Source organism: Brevundimonas sp. (assembly GCF_036400995.1).
Classification (GTDB): Bacteria; Pseudomonadota; Alphaproteobacteria; order Caulobacterales; family Caulobacteraceae; genus Brevundimonas.
The window spans coordinates 1-23,151 of record NZ_DASWWG010000046.1 but is presented as its reverse complement, the minus strand read 5'-3'; the positions used below and the strand labels follow the sequence as shown (position 1 = coordinate 23,151).

At 70.6% G+C, this 23,151-nt stretch carries 23 protein-coding genes and 1 tRNA gene; 12 read left to right on the top strand and 12 right to left on the bottom strand.

Features of this window, described 5'->3' with window-relative positions; all coding sequences use genetic code 11:
• Positions 1 to 657: alpha/beta hydrolase (locus VGE03_RS06435; RefSeq protein WP_331045646.1), on the bottom strand; the 657-nt coding region annotated here is incomplete at its 3' end.
• Positions 658 to 929: 272 nt separating this feature from the next.
• Between VGE03_RS06435 and VGE03_RS06430 the strand changes: the two genes are divergently transcribed.
• Together VGE03_RS06430 and VGE03_RS06425 are read left to right on the top strand one after the other, a co-directional pair.
• Positions 930 to 2,033, top strand: a complete 1,104-nt coding sequence (locus VGE03_RS06430) for an acyltransferase (RefSeq protein ID WP_331045645.1) — start codon at positions 930 to 932, stop codon at positions 2,031 to 2,033.
• Positions 2,034 to 2,074: 41 nt separating this feature from the next.
• Positions 2,075 to 2,926, top strand: a complete 852-nt coding sequence (locus VGE03_RS06425; protein ID WP_331045644.1) for a 2OG-Fe(II) oxygenase — start codon at positions 2,075 to 2,077, stop codon at positions 2,924 to 2,926.
• A 9-nt stretch (positions 2,927 to 2,935) separates the two neighbouring features.
• On the opposite strand, the gene VGE03_RS06420 is transcribed toward VGE03_RS06425, so the two are convergent.
• The 3 genes from VGE03_RS06420 to flgB are packed head-to-tail and all read right to left on the bottom strand — an operon-like array spanning position 2,936 to position 4,091.
• Positions 2,936 to 3,235, bottom strand: coding sequence for a flagellar hook-basal body complex protein FliE (locus VGE03_RS06420; RefSeq protein WP_331045643.1), 300 nt, complete (start codon positions 3,233 to 3,235; stop codon positions 2,936 to 2,938).
• Positions 3,236 to 3,243: 8 nt separating this feature from the next.
• A complete protein-coding gene (flgC, locus tag VGE03_RS06415; RefSeq protein ID WP_331045648.1) occupies positions 3,244 to 3,630 on the bottom strand; it encodes a flagellar basal body rod protein FlgC in 387 nt (128 codons plus the stop codon).
• Between the two features lie 50 nt (positions 3,631 to 3,680).
• On the bottom strand, positions 3,681 to 4,091 hold the full coding sequence (gene flgB, locus VGE03_RS06410; protein ID WP_331045642.1) for a flagellar basal body rod protein FlgB: 411 nt from the start codon (positions 4,089 to 4,091) through the stop codon (positions 3,681 to 3,683).
• Positions 4,092 to 4,240: 149 nt separating this feature from the next.
• Here flgB and VGE03_RS06405 point away from each other — a divergent pair, with 149 nt between their 5' ends.
• From VGE03_RS06405 to VGE03_RS06395, 3 genes are all read left to right on the top strand, one after another.
• Positions 4,241 to 4,516 (top strand): flagellar biosynthetic protein FliO, encoded by a 276-nt coding sequence (locus tag VGE03_RS06405; RefSeq protein WP_331045641.1) that lies wholly within the window; start codon positions 4,241 to 4,243, stop codon positions 4,514 to 4,516.
• A gap of 23 nt (positions 4,517 to 4,539) precedes the next feature.
• On the top strand, positions 4,540 to 5,331 hold the full coding sequence (fliP, locus tag VGE03_RS06400; RefSeq protein WP_331045647.1) for a flagellar type III secretion system pore protein FliP: 792 nt from the start codon (positions 4,540 to 4,542) through the stop codon (positions 5,329 to 5,331).
• A gap of 120 nt (positions 5,332 to 5,451) precedes the next feature.
• Positions 5,452 to 5,730 (top strand): HU family DNA-binding protein, encoded by a 279-nt coding sequence (locus tag VGE03_RS06395; RefSeq protein ID WP_331045640.1) that lies wholly within the window; start codon positions 5,452 to 5,454, stop codon positions 5,728 to 5,730.
• A gap of 44 nt (positions 5,731 to 5,774) precedes the next feature.
• Here VGE03_RS06395 and VGE03_RS06390 read toward each other — a convergent pair whose 3' ends face one another.
• The gene (locus VGE03_RS06390) at positions 5,775 to 8,636 is read right to left on the bottom strand and encodes a hypothetical protein (protein ID WP_331045639.1); all 2,862 of its coding nucleotides are present in this window, start codon (positions 8,634 to 8,636) and stop codon (positions 5,775 to 5,777) included.
• 155 nt (positions 8,637 to 8,791) lie between these two features.
• On the opposite strand from VGE03_RS06390, the gene VGE03_RS06385 reads away from it, so the two are divergent.
• Entirely contained in the window at positions 8,792 to 9,199 is a 408-nt protein-coding gene (locus VGE03_RS06385; RefSeq protein WP_331045638.1) for a DUF983 domain-containing protein, read from the top strand.
• Here VGE03_RS06385 and VGE03_RS06380 read toward each other — a convergent pair.
• The 3 genes from VGE03_RS06380 to VGE03_RS06370 are packed head-to-tail and all read right to left on the bottom strand — an operon-like array spanning position 9,196 to position 13,129.
• Positions 9,196 to 10,782 (bottom strand): sensor histidine kinase, encoded by a 1,587-nt coding sequence (locus tag VGE03_RS06380; protein ID WP_331045637.1) that lies wholly within the window; start codon positions 10,780 to 10,782, stop codon positions 9,196 to 9,198. The genes VGE03_RS06385 and VGE03_RS06380 overlap by 4 nt on opposite strands.
• Positions 10,779 to 11,489 carry a response regulator transcription factor gene (locus VGE03_RS06375; protein WP_331045636.1) on the bottom strand — a complete coding sequence of 237 codons (711 nt, stop codon included), beginning with the start codon at positions 11,487 to 11,489 and terminating at the stop codon, positions 10,779 to 10,781. The genes VGE03_RS06380 and VGE03_RS06375 overlap by 4 nt, the downstream gene beginning before the upstream one ends.
• A gap of 2 nt (positions 11,490 to 11,491) precedes the next feature.
• Positions 11,492 to 13,129 (bottom strand): DUF4153 domain-containing protein, encoded by a 1,638-nt coding sequence (locus tag VGE03_RS06370; RefSeq protein WP_331045635.1) that lies wholly within the window; start codon positions 13,127 to 13,129, stop codon positions 11,492 to 11,494.
• Between the two features lie 245 nt (positions 13,130 to 13,374).
• Between VGE03_RS06370 and VGE03_RS06365 the strand changes: the two genes are divergently transcribed.
• The 4 genes from VGE03_RS06365 to VGE03_RS06350 are packed head-to-tail and all read left to right on the top strand — an operon-like array spanning position 13,375 to position 17,297.
• A complete protein-coding gene (locus tag VGE03_RS06365; protein WP_331045634.1) occupies positions 13,375 to 13,782 on the top strand; it encodes a response regulator transcription factor in 408 nt (135 codons plus the stop codon).
• Positions 13,757 to 14,818: a YaiO family outer membrane beta-barrel protein gene (locus VGE03_RS06360; RefSeq protein ID WP_331045633.1), complete on the top strand. Its 1,062-nt coding sequence runs from the start codon at positions 13,757 to 13,759 to the stop codon at positions 14,816 to 14,818. Before VGE03_RS06365 ends, VGE03_RS06360 begins: the two co-directional genes overlap by 26 nt.
• Positions 14,815 to 15,876: a HEAT repeat domain-containing protein gene (locus tag VGE03_RS06355; RefSeq protein ID WP_331045632.1), complete on the top strand. Its 1,062-nt coding sequence runs from the start codon at positions 14,815 to 14,817 to the stop codon at positions 15,874 to 15,876. The genes VGE03_RS06360 and VGE03_RS06355 overlap by 4 nt, the downstream gene beginning before the upstream one ends.
• Positions 15,873 to 17,297, top strand: coding sequence for a glycosyltransferase (locus tag VGE03_RS06350; protein WP_331045631.1), 1,425 nt, complete (start codon positions 15,873 to 15,875; stop codon positions 17,295 to 17,297). Before VGE03_RS06355 ends, VGE03_RS06350 begins: the two co-directional genes overlap by 4 nt.
• Here the strand turns inward: VGE03_RS06350 and VGE03_RS06345 are convergent.
• Genes VGE03_RS06345 through VGE03_RS06335 form a run of 3 tightly spaced genes read right to left on the bottom strand, consistent with a single transcriptional unit; the run spans position 17,281 to position 20,383 of the window.
• Positions 17,281 to 17,565, bottom strand: a complete 285-nt coding sequence (locus VGE03_RS06345; protein WP_331045630.1) for an Hpt domain-containing protein — start codon at positions 17,563 to 17,565, stop codon at positions 17,281 to 17,283. The genes VGE03_RS06350 and VGE03_RS06345 overlap by 17 nt on opposite strands.
• Entirely contained in the window at positions 17,562 to 17,948 is a 387-nt protein-coding gene (locus VGE03_RS06340; RefSeq protein WP_331045629.1) for a response regulator, read from the bottom strand. The genes VGE03_RS06345 and VGE03_RS06340 overlap by 4 nt, the downstream gene beginning before the upstream one ends.
• Positions 17,945 to 20,383, bottom strand: a complete 2,439-nt coding sequence (locus tag VGE03_RS06335; RefSeq protein ID WP_331045628.1) for a CHASE3 domain-containing protein — start codon at positions 20,381 to 20,383, stop codon at positions 17,945 to 17,947. The genes VGE03_RS06340 and VGE03_RS06335 overlap by 4 nt, the downstream gene beginning before the upstream one ends.
• 84 nt (positions 20,384 to 20,467) lie before the next feature.
• Here VGE03_RS06335 and VGE03_RS06330 point away from each other — a divergent pair, with 84 nt between their 5' ends.
• Positions 20,468 to 20,824 carry a response regulator gene (locus VGE03_RS06330; RefSeq protein WP_331045627.1) on the top strand — a complete coding sequence of 119 codons (357 nt, stop codon included), beginning with the start codon at positions 20,468 to 20,470 and terminating at the stop codon, positions 20,822 to 20,824.
• Positions 20,825 to 20,948: 124 nt separating this feature from the next.
• Here VGE03_RS06330 and VGE03_RS06325 read toward each other — a convergent pair.
• Positions 20,949 to 21,025, bottom strand: a tRNA-Arg gene (locus VGE03_RS06325).
• Between the two features lie 300 nt (positions 21,026 to 21,325).
• Here VGE03_RS06325 and VGE03_RS06320 point away from each other — a divergent pair.
• Positions 21,326 to 23,151, top strand: a 1,826-nt coding sequence (locus VGE03_RS06320; protein WP_331045626.1) for a helicase-related protein, incomplete at its 3' end; no start/stop codon positions are given.

The following is a 23,151-nucleotide window of genomic DNA, read 5'->3' as shown; positions in this document are numbered from 1 at the left end:
GGTCGGCACGCTGATGGCCTTCAGATCCTCGGTGAAGTCGGTCTCGGAGAAGGCCTTGATGCAGTCGTAGTGGGCCTTGGCCCCGCCCTGCATGCCCTGACGCCACCAGTTGTCGATGACGCCTTGCGACACCTGCGCGCCCGGCCGGTTGAAGCCGTAGAAGGGACCGGAGGGCACGTCGCGATAGAACTGGGCCCGATTGGCCGCCAGGGCGGCGCGGAAGCCGTCGAACACCTCCAGCGGCAGGCCGCCGGGATTGGCCGCGGTCTTCAGCATCAGGGGCGGCACGGCGCCGATCAGCACCGCCTTGGCCACGCGGCCGTCCGGCTCGCCGTGGCGGGCGACGTAGCGCGCGACCTCGCCTCCGCCGGTCGAGTGGCCGATGTGGACGGCGTCGCGCAGGTCCAGATGTTTCGCCAGCGCCGCCACGTCGGCGGCGTAGGTGTCCATTTCATTGCCGTTGTCGGTCTGGGTCGAGCGTCCGTGCCCGCGCCGGTCATGGGCGATGACGCGATAGCCTTGGCCCAGGAAGAACAGCATCTGGGCGTCCCAGTCGTCGGCGCTCAGCGGCCAGCCGTGATGGAAGACAAGCGGCTGCCCGGTCCCCCAGTCCTTGTAGAAGATCTCGGTCCCGTCGTCGGTGGTGATGAAAGGCATGGTTCAGCATCCTGTGGCCATGGGCCCGCAGGCCCGTCGGGAGGGGAGCACGCACGCGCCTGCGCCACGGATAAACCGTGCGTCAGGTAGGAAACTGGAACTGAGGGGGCCGGGAAGGTCGCCCCGCGCGAGCCTAACATGGCCGGAGCCGCGTCGCGCCCGGCCCGTCGATCACGAATCCGCGCGGCCCCCTTCTTGCGAGTCACGCCATCGAAGGAGGCCTCGTCATGGGCTGGAGCGTGTTTTCGTCTCATAATGAGCCGCCGCCGATCATGCGCGGCGGGTGGCTGGACGCGCTGCGGTTCATCGTGGCCGCGCTGATCATCCTGCATCACTTCCAGGCCTCCGCGCCCGTGCATCTGGCCGAGGCGGTGCATCCGGTGTTCGAGCGGGGCGGCTTCCTGCTGACCAACTTCTTCCTGATCGACAGCGGCTATGTGCTGATGCGGGTCTACGGCGCCTCGGTGGCGCGGGGCTCCATGTCGGCGGGTGACTTCTTCCTGAAGCGCTATCTGCGGGTCCTGCCCGCCCACCTGATCATGTTGGCGGGTCTGGTCACGCTGGTCGTTGGCGGCGGCCTGCTGGGCTTCGCGCCCCGGGCGCCCGAGTGGTTCCGCTGGGACCAGCTGCCCGCCCAGCTGACCCTGACCCAGGCGTTCGGCGTGTACGGCGGCCTGGGCTGGAACGCCCCGAGCTGGTCGGTGTCGGCCCTGATCGGCTGCTACCTGGCCTTCCCGTGGATCCTGCGCGGTCTGGTGAAGCTGGGTCCGTGGAGCGTGCTGATCACGGGCGTCGCCCTTTACCTGCTGGCCAACCAGCTGACCTGGGCCCTGCTGGGCTACCCGGTCTACCAGATGCCGATGGGCTTCGGCTTCTTCCGCGCCCTGCCGCTGTTCTTCCTGGGCATGTGCCTGGCCTGGTTCGCCCAGAAGGTCTGGATCGCGCCGAAGCTGGCCGGCTGGGCCGGGATCGGCGCCGCGTTGGCGCTGGCCTTCGTCCAGTATTTCGACAAGCACGCCCTGGTCTCGCTGGCCTGTATCTCGACCATCATCCTGGCCGCGGGCGCGATCCCGACGCCGCGTCCGTCCAAATGGGTCGAGAAGGCCGCGCAGGTCTCGTTCTCGATGTTCATCTCCAACGAGGTCGTCCGCATCGCCTGGTTCGGCGTGGCCAACGTCCTGATCGCCAAATTCGCCCTGCCCTCGCCGGTCCAGTGGGCGCTGTGGGCGGCGGGCGTGGCGGCGGCCTTCGTCTTCGCCTTCCTGTTCCACCAGTTGATCGACACCCCGATCCAGAACCGCATCCGCGGCTGGCTGAAGTCGCGCCGTCGCCGCGCGGCCGCCCCGCTGCAGCCCGTGGTGTCGATCGAGGGCTGAAGCGGCTTGGCCCCTTCCCGGCGGCTTCGTAGAACGGGTGGGTGAGCCCATCGTCCGACACCTTTGATCCCGCTGTCCTGATCCCGGCCGCACAGGCCGGAGACGGGGACGCCGCGCATCGCCTCGCCGTGCTGACCGCCATGGGACTGGGCGTGCCTCAGGACTGGGCCCGCGCGCTGGACCTGCTGGCCGAGGCCGACCGCAACGGGTTCGCCCCGGCGCGGGAGCAGATCACCCTTCTGGCCGATGGGGCGGGCCGGATCGACCTCGGCCGATGGCTGACCCCGCCGGCGCCCCGCGCGCTGCTACAGGGGCCCGCCGTACTGGCCGTCGAGGGGTTCCTGCCCGCTGCGGCCTGCGACTGGATGCGCGGCCGGGCCGACGCCCTGATGGCGCCCGCGGCCGTCTACGATCCGCTCACCGGCGAGGCGCGGCAGGAGTCGGCGCGCACCAACCGGGCAGCGCAGCTCGACCTGTCGCGGATGGATGTGGTTACAGCCGTGGTGCGCGAGCGCATCGCCCGGGCCGCAGGACTTCCGGTGTCCGGCCTGGAGTGGACCCAGGTGCTGGGCTACGCGGTCGGCCAGACGTTCGACTGGCATTACGACTGGCTCGACCCCGCCCTGCCCGGCTTCGCGCGCGACCTGGGCCAGCGGGGCCAGAGGATCGCCACCTGCCTGGTCTATCTGAACGACGACTACGAGGGCGGGGAGACGGCGTTCGAGGCCGCAGACCTGCGCTGGCGCGGCCGCAAGGGCGACGCCCTGATGTGGGCCAACACCCTGCCCGACGGCGGCATCGACCGGCGCACGCGCCACGCGGGCCTGCCGCCGACCCGAGGCGAGAAGTGGGTGCTGTCGCAGTGGCTCAGGGGCCGGGCGCCGACCGCCTGAACGGCGCCGTCAGATCGGCATCCGCATGATTTCCTGATAGGCCTGAATCACCTGGTCGCGGACCGCCATGACGGTTTCCAGCGAGGCCTCGGCGGAGCTGACGGCGGTGACCACGTCGATCAGGCTGCCCTGGCCCTGCACCGAGGCGGCCATCTGGGCCTCGGCGCCGCGCGTGGCCGTGGTCATGTCGCCCATGACGTTGGTCAGCATCTCGGCGAAGCCGGACTGCTGCGGGGCCGCCGTCGGCACGGTCGGCATGGCGCCGCCCTGGATCGACGCATAGGCCTTGGCCGCCATCATCGGATTCATAGGTCAGCCTATCTCTTCAGCAGGTCGAGGGTGCGGGTCTCCATCGACCGCGCCGTCTCGATGACGTTCAGGTTGGCCTCGTAGGCCCGCTGCGCCTCGCGCATGTCCATCGCCTCGACCAGGGTGTCGACGTTGGGACGCAGGACGTAGCCTTCGGCGTTGGCCGCCGGGTGCGAGGGGTCGTACTCGGAGCGGAAGTCGCCCTGGTCGGGCCGGACCTCAGCCAGGGTGACGCCGGTCGCGCCGTCGATCTCGCGCGCCTGGAAGACCGGGATCTGGCGGCGGTACGGTTCGCCGCCGGGCGTCAGCGCCGTCGACTGGGCGTTGGCGATGTTCTCGGCGATGATCCGCATGCGCGACTGCTGCGCCTTCAGGGCGCTGGCCGCGACGGCCATGGCGTTGTTCCGGGGCGGGACGGGATCGGGCATCGGCTATCTCCCTGTTATCAGCCGCGCGCCGGCGGACGGGCCGCCGAACGCAGCATCTGCATGGACTTCTGGTAGAAGCCGATGGCCGCGTCATAGGCCATGCGGCTCTCGGCCATCTTCAGCATCTGCTCCTCGACCACGACCGCATTGCCGTCGAGCGTGGTTTCGGAGTCCGGCGCGTTGACCGTGTCGAAGCGATTCGTCGCCTGACCGGCCGGAGCGATATGCATGGCGCTGGTCCGGACCATCTGGACACCACCGCCGCCGCGCATGGCCGCGGCGAAGTCCGTCGGCTGGTTCAGATCACGGCCGACGTAGCCCGGCGTGTCCGAGTTGGCGACGTTTTCGGCGATGACGCGCTGGCGCTGATCGAGCCACGACAGGCGGCCCTTGATCTGACTCAGCAGCGGAAGATCGGTGAAGCCCACGGCGCCAAGGTCTCCGGGCGCGGATCGCCCAAGGTCGATGGGCAGAAAATGCCGCCTGCATGGTTAATGAGGCGTTATCTAAACACGGCGTTAACCATGATCGCCGAAGTCTGGCGCGTCGGAATCAGTCTCCGGCGGGGCCCGTCCGCATGAATTTCCTCGATCTGCTCAGGGCCGTTTTCGCCCTGGCCTTCACCCTCGGCATCATCGGTCTCGCGGCCTGGGCGGCGCGCCGGTATGCGCCCCAGCTGCTGGCCAAACTGAGCGCCGAGCGCGGCGAACGCCGCATGCAGGTGGTCGAGACCCTGGTGCTGGACCCCGCCCGCCGTCTGGTCCTGGTCAAGATCGACAGCGAGGAGCGGCTGATCCTGCTGGGCGAGGGGCGCGAGCTGATCGAACCGCGCGGACCGGAGACCGGCAAGTGAGCTCGCTCAAGGGCGTCTTCGGCATGCCGACCCGCGCGGAGCTGAAGCGCGCCGCCCTGCTGTCCCTTGTGACCACCCTGCTCTGCCTGTGCTGGCCGATCGCCGCGCTGGCGCAGGAGGTCGCGTCGGGCGGAGCCGCGATCAACGTCGATCTGGGCACCGGCGCGGGCCTGACCGAGCGGGTGGTCCAGCTGGTCGGCCTGATGACGGTGCTGTCGCTCGCGCCGTCCATCGTGATCATGACCACCAGCTTCGTGCGCATCGTCGTGGTGCTGTCCCTGCTGCGGACGGCGCTGGGCATGCAGCAGTCGCCGCCCAATGCGGTGCTGGTGTCCCTGGCCCTGTTCCTGAGCGCCATCGTCATGGCTCCGACCTGGCAGGACGCCTATGATTCGGGCATCCGCCCCCTGCTGGACCAGCAGATGGAGCTCCCGCAGGCCTTCGACGCGGCCTCCGAACCTGTGAAAACCTTCATGCTCTCGCAGGTCGATCAGGACGACCTCGCCCTGTTCACCCGGCTGTCCAACATCGAGGCCCCGCAGCAGGCCATCGACCTGCCCCTGCGGGTGGTCACCCCGGCCTTCATGATCAGCGAGCTGAAGCGGGCCTTCGAAATCGGATTTCTCCTTTTTGTTCCGTTCCTTGTGATCGATCTGGTGGTCGCGAGCGTGCTCATGTCGATGGGTATGATGATGCTCCCGCCGGTGGTGATTTCGCTGCCGTTCAAGCTGATCTTTTTCGTGCTCGTAGACGGCTGGAGACTGGTCGCCGGAAGCCTCGTCGAGAGCTTCCAGCGCGCGTCCGGAACCGGATAAATCCCCACCCTGCGGGGGTTACAGCGCCGAAGCCGCTTGCCTTGCGGAAAAAAAGCGGCGTTGATCCGTCCGTCATCGCCCCTGACTCGCGGGGCGAACTTAATCGGGAAACGACCCACAATGACCACTCAAGCCGAACTCATCGCCGCCGTCGCCAAGGACGCGGGCGTCAGCCAAGCCGACGCCGGCCGCGTCCTGACCGCGATCGTGGAAAACATCCACAAGTCGCTCGTCGCCGGCGGCGATGTCCGCATCTCGAACCTCGGCGTCTTCGACACCGCCGCCCGCGCTGCCCGTGAAGGCCGCAACCCGGCCACCGGCGGCACCATCCAGATCGCCGCCTCGAAGGCCGTGCGCTTCCGCGTGTCGAAGCCGCTCAAGGATGCGGTGAACAAGTAAGCGATATTCGGGACGGCGGGCCTCGGCGCGCCGTCTTTCGCTACTCAGGAACGGGCGGGGGCCGCGGGGCGGTTCCCGCCCGTTTTCTGTCTGAGCTCGGCCTTCATCTCGTTGACCCAGCCGGCGAAGGTGTCCGCCGAGGCGGTCAGGGTGGCGAAGTCCGCCGCCGAGACCGTGCCCTCCATGCCGTTCATGCCTTCCAGCGCGATCGACAGGGCGACCTTCGAACGGGCGCCGGCCACGAACGGACGATAGTTGCGCGACAGCCGGGTCAGGGACGCGCCGTCGGCCGCCAGCGAGTAGCCGACCCCCGCGCGGATCAGGCGGGCTTCCTCGTCCTGGCTCAGGGCGGCGGGATTGCGGTAGCGATCGCCCAGGGCGGCCTCGTACAGGACCGCGGCCTCGCCCCACTTCTCCTGCTTCCAGAAGATCTCGGCCTTGACCGCCTTCGCTTCCGGCGAGGCGTCGGTTCCCAGCACCTCCAGCGCGTGATCGTAGCGGCCCAGGTTCATCAGGGCCCGCGCTTCCAGCGCCCGGCGTTCGGTGTTCAGCGCGGTCGGCAGCAGGGTGGTGCGCGAGCTCCAGATCGCCTGCAGCGCCTTCTCCGGCTGACGGTCCATCAGATAGATGGTCGCCAGATCGGTCGCCACCTGCGCCTTGGCGACCCCCTCCAGCCGGGTGTCGACCTGGTGTTTCAGCAGTTCGGCCGCCTGATCCAGCAGGTCCACGTCCACCAGTCTACGCGACAGGCGGCGGACCATCTCGTCGCCGTCGGCGCCGATCGGGGTCAGTTCGCGGAAGTCGTAGAACAGGCCCAGGGCCTGCACCGGCTGAAGCCCGTCCGCCCCGCCCTCGAGGAACAGCATCCGGAAGGCGTTGGACAGGTCCATCTGCAGGTCGGCGGCGCCGGGCAGGCGCTGCATCCGCCCGCCGGATCCCTTCAGTGCGGTCAGGGCCTCGCGATACAGGCCCTGCGACAGGTACAGCTTGCCCAACTGCCGGATGACGTCCAGTTCGGTCGCGTCGCCGCGCCAGCGCCAGCGCAGGGCTTCCAGTTCCTTTGCGGCCTCGTCGGCCTTCATCGTCCCGCGCTCGAGCGACAGGCGGATCACGCCCAGTCGGCCGGGCACCGCCAGATTGTCGACCGGCGCGCGGCCGACGGCGCGATAGACGGCCAGGGCCCGGTCGGTCATCCCGTCCTGTTCGAACAGGCGCGCCTGCACGATCCGGGCGGCCAGTTGATCGGCGGCGGGGGCGTTCTGGCTGAACACGTAGGTCAGCAGGGCGCGGGCGGCCTCCGGGTCGCCGCTCTCCAGCGCGGCCTGGGCATGGGCGGCGCCGAAGCGGGCGCGCCAGGCGGGGGGGAAGTCGTCCACGGCCCCGGCGCCTGCCGAGAAGGCCTGACGGGCCGCGGCCCAGTCGCCCTGTTTCGAGGCGATGTAGCCCCGCCAGACGGCCGAGGCGGGATCACCGGCGACGGCGGCGGAGGCGAAGTCACCCTGGGCCTCGTCATAGCGACCGATCGCGGCGCGGGCGGCGCCGCGCAGGCCGCGCAGTTCCGGCTCACCAGCCATGTTCGGCGCCTGGGCCACGATGGCGTTCATCACGCCGATCGCCTCGTAGGACAGGCCCGACCCGATCAGGAACCGGGCCAGCGCCATGCGGGACTCGATCGGCGCGCGGGGGTTGTCACCGGCGGCGGCGGCCTCCGCGCCCGCGGCGTCCTGGAGTTCACGATAGCGGGCGGCGAAACCGGCGTGGCCGGTGCTTTCCCAGCCCTCGACGATCTGGCCGGGATATTTGCCCTTCTGCGGCGCCCCCGCTTCGCCGGCGGTCTCCTCCAGCGCCGCCGAGGGTGGCGACAGGGTCAGGCCGCCCGGACGGCTCAGGGTGACCAGATCCCCGTCCGGACGGATCGACAGGTCGGTGACCAGGGTCTCCACCGCCAGACCGTGCGCGGTCGGCAGCAGGGTCATGTCGATGGTCTGGCGGCTGTCGGCGAAACCCTTGCCGGGGGCTCGGGCGGTGACGGCGGCGAAGCGGTCTCCGGCCATCGGATCGGTCAGCCAGATCGCCCGGGTCGCGCCCGCCATGCGGGCGACGAGCGTGGGCTCGCCGGTATCGTCGCGGTCAACGGTGACGCCGCCCGCCGGGGCCGCCGGTCCGCCGATGGTGACCGTCCAGGCCGCGCCGGTGGCGTGGGCCGAGACGCGCAGGCCGCGCGGAGCCGCGATGCGGACCGCCACGTGGTCCGGCGCAGCGGTCCAGTGGGCGGCCGTGGCGGGCCCCAGGTTGGCGGCGCCGTCCATGTTGAAACGGGCGGGGGCGTCGAACACCACCCATACCGCGTCCCCGCGCCGGAAGACCGCCGCGCCGACCGGCTGATCCCATTTGAAGTCGAGGCTGACCTTGTCCGGGCCCGGGCGGGAGACCACCGGCACGGTGACCGCCTGCGCCGGGGCGATGGGCGTGGCCGGAGCTTCGGGCGCCGTGGCGTACAGATTGACGAAGACCGCGCCGTCGGCCGAGCCGGTACGGATGTCCGCGCCCTCGGCCAGGGTGAGGATCACTTCGGTGCCGCCGCGGACAGCGCGGGTCTCGACCTTCTCGACGCCGCGCGGCGGATCGACCCGCAGGCGCGAGATGTCGGGCGCGGCGGTCGAACCGATCCGGATGATGACCGTGTCGCCCTCGCGCCGGACCTGCGAGCGGGCCCCGATGACGCCGGCGAACTCGACGCGGGTGAAGGTCTCGTTGGCGCCGACCCGGATGGTGATCGGGTCCAGCGCGGCGGCGCCGCCCTCCTGGGCGTACAGAGGAGCCAGCGGGGCGAACGCGACCGCGCCGGCCGCGGCGGCCGCCACGGTCGACTTCAGGATGCGCTTGCTGGTGCGGGCCCCGGACATACGCGCGCACACTCGCGCGACGCCTCTTTAAGCACGGTTAACGGATGGTGACCGGGGCCCGGAGCGTGGGCAATTTGTCCACCGCGACAAACAGCCCGGCTTGCGGTCTAGGTCGGACGGGCCGACATGCGGTCCATCGAGGAACCGGACCCGCCATGAGCGACCCTGTCTATCCGCCGCTGAACACCCTGAAGACCGGTCTGCGCTGCCGCTGCCCCCGCTGCGGCGAGGGCCCGCTGCTGCGCGGCTTCCTGAAGATCCGCGACAACTGCCCGAACTGCGGACTGGACTACAGCTTCGCCGATCCGGCCGACGGCCCGGCCTTCTTCGGCATGAGCGTGGTCGGCGTCATCGGCATGGGCCTGTTCATGTGGTTCGAGTTCACCGTCCACCCGCCGGTCTGGGCGCATTTCGTCGTCACCATGCCCCTGCTGACCCTGGCCTGCCTCGCGGTCCTGCGTCCGCTGAAGGGCTGGCTGGTGTCCGAGCAGTTCGTGCACAAGGCCGCCCCGCCCGAATGGGAGAGCGTCGGCAAGCACGGCGACGGCTCGAAGTGGCGCTAGGTCGCCAGAGGCAGCCCGATCTCGAACACCGCGCCGCTGTCTGACGGCACAAGGTCCAGCGTCGCCTGATTGGCCGCCAGAAGGGCGCGCGCGATCGACAGGCCCAGCCCCGCCCCGCCCTCGCTGCGACGGGTGGTGAAGAAGGGCTCGAAGATGCGTTGACGGTCGGCGGGCGTGACGCCCGGACCGTCGTCGGAGATCGACAGGATCACCGTGCCGTCCACGACCCGCGCCGCGATGCGGGCCGCCCTTGCCCCGGCCTGACGGCTGTTCTCCAGCATGGTGGCGACCACCACCTCCAGCGTCGCCTCGGGCGCGGCGACCGGCGGCAGGTCCTCCGGCAGGTCGAGCGTGATCGCCAGTTCCGGAGAGGCGGCGTCCACGGCCTTCAGCAGCGGCGGCCGCACCTCGACCGAGAGACCCGCCTCGGGCCGCGCCATGTCGGCGCGCGCCAGATCCATCAGCCGGGTCACCAGCGCCGACAGACGGCGGCCGTCCGCGGCGATGTTGTCGAGGAACCGGCGGCGCTCGTCCGGCTCCATGTCCTCGTGGTCCTGCAGCAGCTCGACGGCGCCGTTGATGCCCGCCAGCGGCGTCTTGAACTCGTGGCTGACGGCGGCGGCGAAGTCGCGCAGGTAGCGCGAGCGGCGCTCGATGGCCTCGGCCATGACGCCGAAGTCCTCGTACAGGGTGCGGATTTCGATGGCCGCTGTGCTCGGCGGCGGCGGCACCTCTCCGCCCCCCGCAGCGACCTCGCGCGTGACCCGGCTCAGCCGTTCGATCGGCTTGGCGATGCCGCGCGAGACCAGCACCGCGAGGAAGGCGATGAAGCCCAGCACCCCGACGATGCCCAGGGCGATCTTGATGCGGTCCTGATAGACCCCCCGGAACAGGGCGCGAGGCGAGCGGGACACCAGGATCACGCCCTCGACCTGCCCGTTCACCGTCACCGGCCGGGCGTGGTGGATACGCAAGGCCGAGGCCCGGCTGAGCCACTCCATCGAATAGCGGGGGTGATAGCCGGCGTTGCGGCGCAGCACGGTCGCGGGCCGCCCGGCCAAAGCCGCCCGGACCTCGGGAATGTCTTTCCAGCTGCCGCCCTGGCCGAAGCCGCGCACCACCGTCCCGTCCCGGTCCAGCAGGATGATCGAGGCCAGGGTGGTGCGGCTGGTCTCCTCCATGATCGGATCGAGCCGCTCGCCGACCTGCACCGCGTCCGGGCGCGGCGGATCGGCCGGGGCGGCGGAAGGACGGGCGGGCAGGACGGGCGTCGACCCCAGATCGATGGTCGCGCCCTCGGGCCGGTACCAGCCGGGCTCGAGCCGCTGGGCGTCGGTCGGCGCCGCCAGCCGTGAGCCGGGCCAGAGAGCCTCGGCCGTCGCCGACAGGGCGGCCGTCTGGGCGACCAGCTCGGCCTCCGTCTGGCGCACCAGGGTGTTCTCGTAGACCCGCAGGAAGATGCCCGCGAACCCCGGCAGCAGGGCCGCGAACAGCAGCACCGTCAGCAGGATGGTCCTCAGCCGCAGGGCCGGCCAGTGACGCCGCACGAACAGGCGGAAGCGCCCGGGCTGCCCTTTGGTCACGCGGCGACGCCGACGCAGGGCCCCAGCTGGTAGCCGAGGCCGGGCCGGGTCTCGACGACATCGCCGCCGCCCACCGCGGCGAACTTGCCGCGCAGGTTGCGGACGTGGCTGTCGATGGTGCGGTCGGTCATGGCGAAGCCGGGGCCGTGCACCCGGTCGATGATGGCGTCCCGGGTGAAGACCATGCGCGGCTGGGCGGCCAGCACCCGCACGATGGCGAACTCGGTCACCGTCAGCGGAACCTCGGCCCCGCCCCAGGCGGCGCGCCAGCCCTCGGCGTCCAGCGACAGCTTGCCGTGGGTCACCGCTCCGGACGGCAGGGGCGCGGGGGTCCGCGCGGTCCGGCGCAGGATGGCGGCGACCCGGGCCACCACCTCACGCGGGCTGAACGGCTTGGTGACGTAGTCGTCGGCGCCCAGCTCGATGCCCAGGATGCGGTCGAACTCGTCGTCGCGGGACGACAGGAACAGCACCGGAGTGTCGCCCCGCGCCCGCAGGCGGCGGCAGGTCTCTATCCCGTCCATGCGCGGCATGTTGATGTCCAGCACCACCAGATCGGACGGATGGGCGTCCAGATCGGCCAGGGCCGCCTCCCCGTCCCCGGCCTCGCGCGTGGCGAGACCGGCCTTGCGCAGGGCGAAGGTCAGGAGGTCGCGGATGTGGGGGTCGTCATCGACCACCAGAACGGTGCGCTGCATGATCGCCATGTTCAGACTCCGGGGGCAGAGGTCAACGGGGGCCGGATCGTCAGGGCCTCCGGCGGAACCGGCGCGCCGTCGATCGTGACGGGCGCGGACGGGGACGCGGGGGCTACGGGAATCTCCGGCGCCGGCGGCTGATACAGGCTGCCGTCCCAGTTCCGCGGGCCCGGGCGCGGGGTGAACAGCGGCCGTTCCGCCGCCAGCGCCGTGACCCGCGCCAGACGCCGCTCGCGCCGCCAGTTCCAGCCGCGCCAGCCGCCCTGATCCCGCCGTGTCGCGATCAGCACCTCGCGGCGTACGGCGGCCACGCGATCCTTCAGCGCCGGGTCGCGGGTGGTCTGTTCCAGCTCGACCAGGGAGACCAGGGCGGGCTGGCCGATGTCGCGCAGATAGCCCAGATCGAGCACCGCCCCGGTCCCGTCGATCTCCCGGGCGTGGCGCACGTTCCAGGCCGCCGCGACGGCGCCCAGATCGACCACGCTGAGACCGGCCAGCACGACCAGCACCACCTTCACATTGGCGTCGATCAGCCAGTGGCCGTCCTTGCCGCTCAGCAGACGCCAGCAGATCAGCAGCAGGCCGATGCCGACCATGACCATCCAGATCATGGCCACGATCCGGAAGCGGGTCAGGGCGTAGCCCTCGATATAGTCCGCGGTGCGCAGGATGGAGGAGGCGACCAGCACCATGTTCTGGGCCACCCACAGCACCACCAGCCCCCGCACCAGCGGCCGTCCCGTGGCCTCCGACCCGGGCCGGAACACCACCAGCACGAACAGTCCGGCCAGCAGGGCCGTGGCGATCAGGGGATAGGCGCCGCGATGGGCGTAGTCCGCCAGCGTCAGGTCGCCCGGCAGGGGCGCGCCGCTCCACAGGAAGGCGATGTCGAGCCCGTTCTGGAGGGCGAACAGGGCGTTGAAGACCACCAGCGACAGGATCACCGAGGCGGTGCTGACGCCCGGCAGGGTCCGCGCTCCGAGCGAAGGCAGGGCGATCAGCTTGCGATGCCAGCGCGGCCTCAGGGTCGTCCAGACCATCACCGCCACCAGACCGCAGCCCATCAGCCGGGCGATGGTCTCCCCCGACGGCGCGGGCACGCTGGCGGCGCCCAGCGCCTCGGCGATCAGGGGATTGGCGCGCGCGAACAGCAGCAGGAAGACCAGCCCGCCGATGACCGGCAGGGCCGCCAGCCGGATCACCGCCACGGGCGACACCCGCGCCGGGCGCTTGCGGCGCAGGCGCGACAGACGGACGGCGTCGAGGATCGGACCGACGCTCGCGACCACCGCATGGACCAGAAGCCGTTGCGCCCAGCGCCAGGCCGGCTCTCCGTTGCGCACGCGGGCCGACAGGGCGGCGATGGTCAGCGACAGGCCGAACATCAGCCAGACCAGCAGGCCGGGCCGCTCGACCATGACCGCCGCGAACCCGATCGCGGCGACAAGCGCCGGAAGCGCGCGTCGGTCGCGGAGCATCCCCGAGCGGCTGAGGACCAGGCCGACGATCCAGGCCGCCGCGAAGCCGCCCAGCACCGCGCCCCACGGGAAGGTCTGGAACAGCAGGAAATTGGCCAGCATGGCCAGAAGCGCGGCGACGGCGCCCTTCAGCCAGAAGGATGACCGCGAGAATGGATGACTGCCGAACATGGACCTCCCCTTCGATGCAGGAGGCCGTTGTCGCGGCTCGCGGTTCAGCGGCGCCGGACAGCGGGTGGAGCATCGGAGGAAAGGATGTGCAGAAGCGGTGCAGGTGGGGGTATACTGACCCAACCTATCGTTGCGGCGTCGAGTTCCGGGACGGGGAGTCTCGTTTTCCCTCCCCCATCCTAGGGCTTGATTCACACTCTGGACGGCATGATGCCCCGGGGGCGCGCTGGCTGCGGAGTAAGGACATGGCACGCATCCTTGTTGCCGACGATGACCCGTTGTTGAGGGCCCTGCTGCAGCACAAGCTGGCGGCGGAGGATCACCAGATCTTCGCGGCCGAGCATGGCGGCGAGGTCTTGGACATGGTCAGGGATCATGCGCCCGACCTGATCGTTCTGGACGCCATGATGCCGGTGATGGACGGGTTCGAGGTGCTGCGCAGGCTCAAGGCCGACGCGGGCACGCGCGACATCCCCGTGATCATGCTGACCGCCCTGAAGCGTGAACAGGATGTGGTCGGCGGGCTGCAGCTGGGCGCCGCCGACTATCTGGCCAAGCCCTTCATTCCGGACGAACTGGTGCAGCGTATCCGACGGCTGCTGGCGACGGCGCAGATGGAGCAGGGGCATGATCGTTCAAGACGTCCCGGCTGAGGTCCGCATCGACCCGACGGCGCTGTATGAAGCGGCGGTCGCGGATCGGCGGGCGGGACGCAACGAGGAGGCCCTCGAGAAACTGGATCGCGTCCTGCAGGCTCGTCCCGGGGATGTGGACGCCCGCCTGAACCGCGGGCTCGCCCTGCTGGCGCTGGATCGGCCCGCCGAGGCCGAGGCGGATTTCCGCGCGGTGCTGGACGCCGCGCCGGACTATGTCGATGCGCGCGTCGGGTTGGCCCGGGCCGCGCAACGCCGGGGCGATGCCGCACAGGCCCGGATCGAGGCCGGCCGGGCGCTGGCCGCCGCGCCGGACCGTCCCGATGTCCGCGCGCTGAGGCAGACGCTCGGGCTGCCGCCCGTCTGGCGCGTGGATTTCGACGCTTCCCGCAGCCGCCTCGGCGCGGGCCTGCCGGACTGGAGCGAGGCCCGCCTCGGCGCGGTGCGTGCGCTGAACGACCGCTGGAGCGTCGGCGCCGCGGCCGAATGGACCGAACGGTTCGGGCAGGACGACGTCTTTCTTGAGGGCCGGCTGGACCACCGGATCGGAGCCGGCGGCGTCTATGTGGCCCTGGGCGCGGCGGTGGAGGCCGACTACCGCCCGGAGGTCTCGCTGCGGGCCGGCGCCGACATCCCCCTGACCGGCGGGATCAGCGCGACGCTGGACGCCTCGACCGCCCGCTTCGCCAGCGGCACGGTGAACAGCCTGCAGCCGGGTCTGGCCGCGGAGCTGGCCGACGGCCGCCTGCGGCTCGCCGCGCGTTGGATCAATGTCTGGGACGAGACCGACCAGCGGCGGGACGGCTACGCCGTCAGCGTCCAGTGGGCGGCCACCGACCGGGTGCGGCTCCGTCTGGATCACGCCGACGCGCCGGAGACCAGCGAAGGCGTGACCGTCGACGTCAGCGCCGTCAGCCTGGGCGCCGAGGTCGACCTGACCGACCGGACCAGTCTGCGTTTCGGCGTCCTGAAGGAGGACCGCGGGGCCTATGACCGCGAGGCGATCAGCCTCGGGCTGGGCTGGCGCTTCTGGTGAGCCTGCTGGGTCTCCTGTGGGGAAGTTCGCTGGTCATGGGGCTGGCGGCGATCGCATGGATGTTCGGGCTGATCATCGCCCGTCTCTTCCGGGAGCGCAGCGACGCCCGCCGGGCGGCGGATCAGGCCCGCGTGCGCACCGCATTCCTCGACATCCTCGGCGGCGATCTCGAAGCCCTGATGCGCCTGAAGCCCTACCGCCGCCGCGCGCGGCTGATGGCCGAGGCGGTTCTGGATGTGCTGGGCCTGATCCGGGGCGCGGAACGGGAACGGCTGATCGAGGTCCTGGCCGGGATGGGCGTCCCCGACCGTCTGCGGGCGCGTCTGGATCGTGGCAGCAAGGCGGGCCGGATCGCCTCGGCCGAGGCGCTCTCCGCCTTTCCGGAGGCGGCGACGGTGGACGCCCTGCGCAGCGTCCTTCAACGCTCGCGTGACGGGGACCTGAGGGTCGCCATCCTGATCTCGCTGCTTGATCTGGATGCGGCCCCGCCGCTGAATGGCCTGTTGAACGACGTCGCCGCGGGCGGGCTGCAGGATTCGCTGCTGTACGAACCGGTCATCCGACGCGCCGCCGAGGCCGCGCCGGCCGAGGCGCTGGACGCCTTCATGCTGTCGACCGCGCCGGCGGTGACCCGCGCCCTTCTGGCCGACGCACTCGGCGCGGCGGGCGACTACCGGGCCGTCGAGCCCCTGATGCGCAGCGCGGCGGCGCCAGAGCTCGAACTCCGGATCGCCTCCATCCGCGCACTCGGCGTGCTCGGCCATCCCGCTGCGGCGCCGGCGATCATGACCGCTCTGGAGGACGAGATCTGGGAAGTCCGGTCCGCCGCGTGCGAGGCCGCCGGACGCATCGGCCTGATCGAGGCCGCGCCCCTGCTGGTCCAGGCCCTGGCCGATCCCGCCTGGTGGGTGCGGTTCCGCGCCGGCGAGGCCCTGGCCATGCTGGGCGACAAGGGCGTCGCCAGCCTGCGGATCGCCGCCGGAGCCGATCAGGATCTCATGCGTCGCGCCGCCTCGCTGGTTCTGGCGGAGCGCGGTCTCTCGGAGGCGACGTCGTGACCCACGAGATCGCCGTCCTGATGGTCGGTTTCGCCCGCTCCATCGCCCTGTTCGTCATCGGAACGGGGGTAGCCCAGAACCTCATCTATCTGTTCCAGCTGTTGCTGGCGGCCCGGGCGCTGGCGACCCGTCCCCCGATCCCGCAGCCGGCGGTCCTGTGGCGGCGCTATGCGGAGGCGTCTCCCCCGATCGCCCTGCTCGCGCCCGCCTACAACGAGGCGATGACCATCGTTCAGAGCGTCCGCTCCCTGCTGTCGCTGCGCTATCCCAGCTTCGAGGTGATCGTCATCAACGACGGGTCGAAGGACGCCACCCTGCAGGTGCTGATCGACGCCTATGAGCTGAAGCTCGTTCAGCGGCACTATGACCAGGCGCTGGACCATCAGCCGATCCGGGGCGTCTATGCGGCGACCCACCAGCCTCGCCTGATCGTGGTGGACAAGGAGAACGGCGGCAAGGCGGACGCCCTGAACGCGGGGATCAACGTGTCCCGGGCGCCCATCTTCTGCTCGATGGACGCCGACTCCCTGCTGGAGCCCGACGCCCTGCTGCGCGCCGTGCGGCCCTTTGTGGAGGACCCCGAGCGCACGGTCGCCGTCGGCGGCACCGTCCGCATCGCGAACGGCTGCGTCATCCGTGACGGCCGGGTCCTGGAGGTGCGCCCGCCCCGCAATCTGCTGGCCCTGCTGCAGACGGTGGAATACCTGCGCGCCTTCCTGATGGCCCGGCTCGCCTGGAGCCGGATCAACACCCTGACCATCATCTCCGGCGCCTTCGGCCTGTTCCGGCGGGCGCGGGTGATCGAGGCGGGCGGCTATACGCACGGGACGGTCGGCGAGGACATGGAGCTGGTGGTCAAGCTGCACCGGCTGATGCGCAACCAGGGCCGTCCGTATCGGGTGGCCTTCGTGCCGGAGCCGGTCTGCTGGACCGAGGCGCCGGAGGACCTGAGGGTTCTGGGCCGTCAACGCGCCCGCTGGCACCGTGGCGCGCTGGAAACCTTCGAGCGGCACTGGGATGTGATGTTCCGGCCCCGCTACGGCCGATTGGGGCCCGTCGGCTTCGGCTACATCTTCCTGGTGGATGTGCTGGGCCCGATCGTCGAGATGCTGGGCTACATCCTGATCCCGGCCTTCTGGGTGCTGGGCCTGCTGTCGCTCGAGTACCTTCTGGCCTTCCTGGCGGTCAGCTTCACCTTCGGCGTGGTGATTTCGGTCGGCGCGCTGGCGCTCGAGGAATCCGAGCTGCGCAGGTTCCCGCGCGCCCGGGACCTCCTGCTGCTGACCGGCATCGCGGTGCTGGAGAATTTCGGCTACCGCCAGCTGAACAACCTCTGGCGTCTCCGCGGCGTCTGGCAGTACCTGCGCCGCAGCCAGTCGTGGGGAACGATGACCCGCCGGGGCTTCAGCCCTCCGGTCTGACCAACGCCGCCTCCATGGTCCGGATCAGCTGATCGATCTCAGCGCGCGAAGGGGCCCCGCCCCGCGCGAAGGCGTCGTCCGCGACGCCGGCGGCAAGGCTGATTTCCGGAAAGCCGAAGGTGCCCGCCGCGCCCGACAGGCTGTGCACCAGACTGCGCAACTCCGCCGCGCCGAGGTCATCCCGCGCCAGCAGATCCTGAAGCCGCGACACGTCACCGGCGCAGCGTTCCCGGAAACGCGTCCGCAGGGCGGCGAGGACGTCCGTCATCGCCGGGCCGCGAGAATGGCCCGCACGTCTCCGGCCAGGGTCATCGGATCGAACGGCTTGATGATGACGTCGAGCGCCCCGAGCGCCCGGTAGTGATCGACCTCGCCCGACTGCGCCCGCGCGGTCATGAAGATGACCGGGGTGTGCTCATGCTCGGGCCGCTCCCGCAGACGTCCCAGCGTGCCGGGCCCGTCGAGGTGCGGCATCATCACGTCCAGCAGGATGACGTCCGGACGCAGGCCGCCGTCCAGAACCGACAGCGCCGCCTCCCCGGACGCCGCGGAGGTCAGGCTTATGCCGGGGTCCAGCTCCAGCGCGAACGCCGCCACCTCGCGGATGTCGTCCTCGTCGTCGACATGAAGAACGGTCAGCGCGGTGCTCATGAGCGACCTCCGGAACTGCGGGTCAGGCGGCGAACGGTCCGCGCCAGCTGGGTCAGGGACATACGGGACTTGGTCAGCACGGCCTGAACCGCCGGCGCCGCCTGACGGTCTGTATCCTGCGCGGAATAGATGACCACGGGAATGGTGCGCCCCTCCTCATCCGTCAGCTCCGGCAGCAGATCGAGGCCGTGCCCGTCCGGCAAACCGAGATCGAGGATCACGAGGTCCGGGCGTCGGTCCCGCAGGGCCTCCCGCGCCTCGGCGAGGCTCTCGACCCCGCGAACCTCGACGGAGGTCAGGGCCTGTCGCGTCACCTCCAGGATGTCGCGGTCATCGTCCACATGCAGCACGAACGGCCTGGCGTCCGCCCGGGCGAGGGCCTGCACCGCCAGACGCAGACGCGACGGATCGACCGGCTTTTCCATCCAGTCCGCCACCTCGAGCGACCGTCCCCTGACCTTTCCGCGCGCGACGTCGCCGGACACCACGATCACCGGCATGGCGCGCGTGTCCTCGCCGGCCTTCAGCGCCCGGATCAGACTGACGCCGTCCGCGTCCGGCAGATGAAGATCAACCAGCCCAAGCGCGTAGCGTCCGGCCCGGGCCATCGTCAGGGCATCGCGGGCGGTGGCGGCGACGTCGGCGTCATAGCCCTCCTGCGCCACCATCTCGGCGAGCACCCGGGCCGCGTCGGGATCGTCCTCGCAGATCAGGATCCGCCCCACGCCCCGACCGCCGGCCAGCTCCGGCAGGTCGAGCGGCAGGTCCAGATGGAAGGTGGCGCCGTCTCCTTCGGCGGATTCGAACCACAGCCGCCCGCCGTGGCGTTCGGCGATCTCCCGGGCGATGGCGAGGCCCAGCCCCGTCCCGCCCTTAACGCGTGTGTCGGTCGAGTCCGCCTGGGCGAACTTGCCGAAGATGCGGGCGCGGAACTCATCCGGGATGCCCGGGCCGTGGTCGATGACGCTGAGGCGCGCGATCCGGGCCTCGGGATTGACGGTCACCGCGACCTCCCCGCCGGCGGGCGAGAATTTCGCCGCGTTGGACAGCAGGTTGGTGACCACCTGGATCAGCCGGTCCGCATCGCCCCGCACCGGGGCCGGATCGCCCTCGCCCAGACTGAGCGAGACGCCGAGCTGGTCCGCGTAACCCCGGACGCCCTCGATCGAGCGGGAGGCGATCTCCCGCAGGTCGAGCGGCGACATGGCCATGATCAGCTTGCCGGACTCCAGCTTCTCGACATCAAGGATGTCGTTGATCAGCCGGACAAGCCGCTGGCTGTTCGAATGGGCGATGCCGATCAGGCGCGCGGCCTTGTCCGGAAGCTCCCCTCCGGCGCCGCCGGCCAGAAGGCCCAGCGAACCGGCGATGGAGGTGAGCGGCGTCCGGAGCTCGTGACTGACCGTCGAGACGAAGGCGTCCTTCATCTCGGCCACGCGCCGTCGCTCGGTGATGTCGCGCACCACCGCCACCACATGGCGCCCGGTCGGCAGGTCCATGGCGCCGAGGGCCACATCGGCCGCGAAGGCCTGCCCGTCCCGCCGCTTGCCGTTCAGCTCCCGCAGCAGGCCGTCGGCCAGGGCGCCCTGGCTGGCGCCCAGACGGTCCAGGAACGAGCCTTCGCCGTTGTCCGCCAGATCGATCAGGACGCCGACATCTCGCCGGACCAGGTCTTGCGCGCGCCAGCCGAACATCCGCTCGGCCGCCGGGTTCAGCGTCTCGATGCTGCCGCTGGGGTTCAGGGTGATGATGGCGTCGAACGCGCTGTCCAGGGTGGCGGCGTGCCGCGCCGCTGCGGCCTCCAGCCGTTCCAGCAGCGCGCCGCGCGTGGCCAGATAGCGCCAGACCAGAAACGCCGCGCCCGCCGCCGTCAGCACCAGCGCCAGGAACAGGGCCACCACCAGGATTTCGGTCCGCGCCGTGCGGCCCTGCGCCTTGTCGGACAGCTGGGCCAGATGGTCGGCCTCATGCCGGGTCATGCGATCCACCACCCGGCGGATATCGTCCATGGCGGCCTTGCCCTCGCCGCTCGACACCTGCGCGGAGGCCGCCGCCGCGTCGCCGCCCTGCCGCAGGCTGATGGTCCGTTGCATGATCTGCCGCTTCCGGGCGATCTCCCGCGACAGGTTCCGGTAGTTCCCGGTCTGCTCGGCATTGCCTTCGTAGAGGTCGCCCAGCGCCGTCATCTGGCTGTCGAGCTGATCCAGCGCATGATCGTACGGTTCGAGGAAGCTGGCGTTGCCGGTGATGATGTACCCCCGCTGGCCGGTCTCCGCGTCCTGCATCAGCGAGAACACCGACTGGATCTGGAGGCGGGTGTCATAGGAACGCTGCACCGCCGCCCGCAGGGCGCCGGCGCTGGCGAACTCCCGCCTGAGCTCTATCCCGGTCAACACCAGCAGGACGCCGAGAATGGCGGCCGCAAGGGAGACCACCAGCTGGTATCGCCGTTTTTCGGGTTGACGCGCGACGGGAGTCATCGGTTAAACCGCAAAGGCAGATACATCCGCAGGTTGACCATGAAAGTGTGTGTCATCGAGGACGATCCCCTGATGCTCGGCCATCTGGAGGACATGCTGAAGCGCATGGATTACCAGGTCATGACCGCCGGTTCGGTCGATGAGGGGCTGGAAATCGTGCGGACCTGGGGGCCCGACGCTGTCGTCGTCGACATCCTGATGCCTGACCGTGACGGCCTGAACTTCATCCTCGAGACCCGCCATCTCAGGGAGACCATGCGGGTGGTGGCCATCACCGGCGGCGGCCGGCTCGGACCCGGCCCGATCCTGAAGATGGCCTCCGGCCTGGGGGCCCACGCCACCCTGACCAAGCCCATCCATGAAGAAGTCCTCAGGGCGGCCCTGACGGCGACCTGATCCAGCCCGTTCAGGCGCGGCGTCGCCGTCGCTTGCTCCGGGTGATGGCGACGCGCAGGACTCAACGCCCGGCCGCCCCCTTCGGGCAGGCCCGGGCGGTCTCGACCACCGGTGACATGGGTTCTGGCGACCCCGGGAGGACTCCAACCTCCGACCTCGGCTTTAGGAAAGCCTTGCTCTATGCAGCTGAGCTACGGGGCCACGCAGGGGCTGACCTAGCGGGTCGGACGGCTCTGGGGAAGCGGGGCTGTTCAGGAAATCGGAAACACCGCGACCGTCCCGGATCCACCGCCCGGACGCACGCCGTTTTTGGTTGTGGTTAATCGGCCTTAAGATACAATATCTTGTAGGGAACAAATCCCGAATCGGGCCGAGTCGCTGATTCGGTCCCGATTCGTTTCGCGCCTGTTCCGCCCCTGCGCGGCGTCGCATTTACCCCGGTCACGTCCACGAGACTTCCGCTTGAGGAACCGGGCCGGAAAGGCCACCTTTATCCGTGAGATGAGTGACCGCGGCACAGGCCGGGCCCCTTCGCGCGTAACGGCGATCCTGGGCCCCACGAACACCGGCAAGACCCATTTGGCGGTCGAGCGGATGCTGGGTCACGCCTCGGGCATGATCGGCCTGCCGCTGCGCCTGCTCGCGCGCGAGATCTACGACCGCATCGTCCGGCAGCGCGGCGCGTCCAAGGTGGCGCTGATCACCGGCGAGGAGAAGATTATCCCCGCCCGGCCGCACTATTTCGTCTGCACCGTCGAGGCCATGCCGCTGGAGCGGACGGTCGAGTTCCTGGCCATCGACGAAATCCAGCTGGTCGCCGACCCCGAGCGCGGCCACGTCTTCACCCAGCGCCTGCTGCACGCCCGCGGCCGCGAGGAGACCATGTTCCTGGGCGCCGGGACCATGGCCCCGTTGATCCGCGCCCTCGTGCCGGACGTGGAGATCGTCTCGCGCGATCGCCTCTCGGTCCTGTCGTATGCGGGCTCCAGGAAGCTGACCCGCCTGCCCCGCCGCAGCGCCATCGTCGCCTTCTCGACCGATCAGGTCTACGCCATCGCCGAGCTGATCCGGCGCCAGCGCGGCGGCGCCGCCGTGGTCATGGGTAGCCTGTCGCCCCGCACTCGCAACGCCCAGGTCGAGCTGTTCCAGTCCGGCGAGGTCGACTTCCTGGTCGCCACCGACGCCATCGGCATGGGTCTGAACATGGACGTCGACCATGTCGCCTTCGCGGGCCTGCGCAAGTTCGACGGCCGCCGCACCCGCTGGCTGCACGCCACCGAGATCGGCCAGATCGCCGGGCGGGCCGGACGCCACCTGCGCGACGGCACCTTCGGCGTGACCGGCGAGGCGCTGGAGCTGGACCCCGACCTGGTCGAACAGGTGGTCGAGCACCGCTTCGATCCGGTCGAGAGCGCCGAGTGGCGCAACGCCCGGCTGGACTTCGACACCCTGAACGACCTGCTGCGCTCGCTGGTGGTGACGCCGGGGGTCAAGGGACTGAACCTGACCGCCCCGGCGCTGGACGAGACCCTGCTGCGCCGCCTGATCAAGGACGAGGAGGTCGCCCGCATCGGCCGCTCGCGCGGCGCCATCATGCGGCTGTGGGAGGCCTGCCAGCTGCCGGACTTCCAGAAGACCACGCTGGATGAGCATTCCCGGCTGGCCAAGGACATCTTCCAGGCCCTGACCGGTCGGCGGGGCCGCCTGACCGAGGACTGGATCGCGCCCCGCTTCGCCGAGCTGGATCGGGACGACGGCCAGATCGACCAGATTTCCGCCCGTCTCAGCGGCGTGCGGACTCTCAGCTATATCGCCAACCGTCCCGACTGGCTGGATCAGGCGCAGGGCTGGCGCGACCGCACCAAGGCGCTGGAGGAGCGGCTATCCGACGTGCTGCACGAACGGCTGACCGCCCGCTTCGTCGACCGCCGCACCACCGCCCTGATGCGCGCGCTGAACGTGCGCGAGGACGCCGTCGCCGACGTCGACGCCGAGGGCGCGGTGGTGGTCGAGGGCCATGCGGTCGGACGGTTGTCGGGCGTCGACTTCCAGCTCGACAAGGGCTCGAGCGCGCTCGAGGACCGGGCCCTGCGACATGCGGCGCGGCAGGCGGTGACGCCCGAGATCGCCCGGCGGCTGGGCCGGCTGGCGGCCGACGCCGACGAGCATTTCGGCGTGACGCCGCAGGGCGACGTGCTGTGGCGCGGGGCGCTGGCGGCGCGGCTGGTCAATGACGATCCCTTTGCGCCGCGCGTGCGATTGCTGGGCGACCATGGGCCCGAGGCGGCGCGCGAGCGGGCGCGGCGACGGATCGAGGCGGCGCTGGC

Excerpts from the sequence above, each read along its gene's own strand:
- VGE03_RS06385 (WP_331045638.1), top strand. The coding sequence starts at position 8,792 with ATGAGCGACCCTGTCTATCCGCCGCTGAACACCCTGAAGACCGGTCTG.
- VGE03_RS06370 (WP_331045635.1), bottom strand. The coding sequence starts at position 13,129 with ATGTTCGGCAGTCATCCATTCTCGCGGTCATCCTTCTGGCTGAAGGGC.
- VGE03_RS06395 (WP_331045640.1), top strand. The coding sequence starts at position 5,452 with ATGACCACTCAAGCCGAACTCATCGCCGCCGTCGCCAAGGACGCGGGC.
- flgC (WP_331045648.1), bottom strand. The coding sequence starts at position 3,630 with ATGGCCGTCGCGGCCAGCGCCCTGAAGGCGCAGCAGTCGCGCATGCGG.
- VGE03_RS06375 (WP_331045636.1), bottom strand. The coding sequence starts at position 11,489 with ATGGCGATCATGCAGCGCACCGTTCTGGTGGTCGATGACGACCCCCAC.
- VGE03_RS06360 (WP_331045633.1), top strand. The coding sequence starts at position 13,757 with ATGATCGTTCAAGACGTCCCGGCTGAGGTCCGCATCGACCCGACGGCG.
- fliP (WP_331045647.1), top strand. The coding sequence starts at position 4,540 with ATGCCGACCCGCGCGGAGCTGAAGCGCGCCGCCCTGCTGTCCCTTGTG.
- VGE03_RS06365 (WP_331045634.1), top strand. The coding sequence starts at position 13,375 with ATGGCACGCATCCTTGTTGCCGACGATGACCCGTTGTTGAGGGCCCTG.
- VGE03_RS06330 (WP_331045627.1), top strand. The coding sequence starts at position 20,468 with ATGAAAGTGTGTGTCATCGAGGACGATCCCCTGATGCTCGGCCATCTG.
- VGE03_RS06405 (WP_331045641.1), top strand. The coding sequence starts at position 4,241 with ATGAATTTCCTCGATCTGCTCAGGGCCGTTTTCGCCCTGGCCTTCACC.
- VGE03_RS06420 (WP_331045643.1), bottom strand. The coding sequence starts at position 3,235 with ATGAATCCGATGATGGCGGCCAAGGCCTATGCGTCGATCCAGGGCGGC.
- VGE03_RS06390 (WP_331045639.1), bottom strand. The coding sequence starts at position 8,636 with ATGTCCGGGGCCCGCACCAGCAAGCGCATCCTGAAGTCGACCGTGGCG.
- VGE03_RS06340 (WP_331045629.1), bottom strand. The coding sequence starts at position 17,948 with ATGAGCACCGCGCTGACCGTTCTTCATGTCGACGACGAGGACGACATC.
- VGE03_RS06345 (WP_331045630.1), bottom strand. The coding sequence starts at position 17,565 with ATGACGGACGTCCTCGCCGCCCTGCGGACGCGTTTCCGGGAACGCTGC.
- VGE03_RS06430 (WP_331045645.1), top strand. The coding sequence starts at position 930 with ATGCGCGGCGGGTGGCTGGACGCGCTGCGGTTCATCGTGGCCGCGCTG.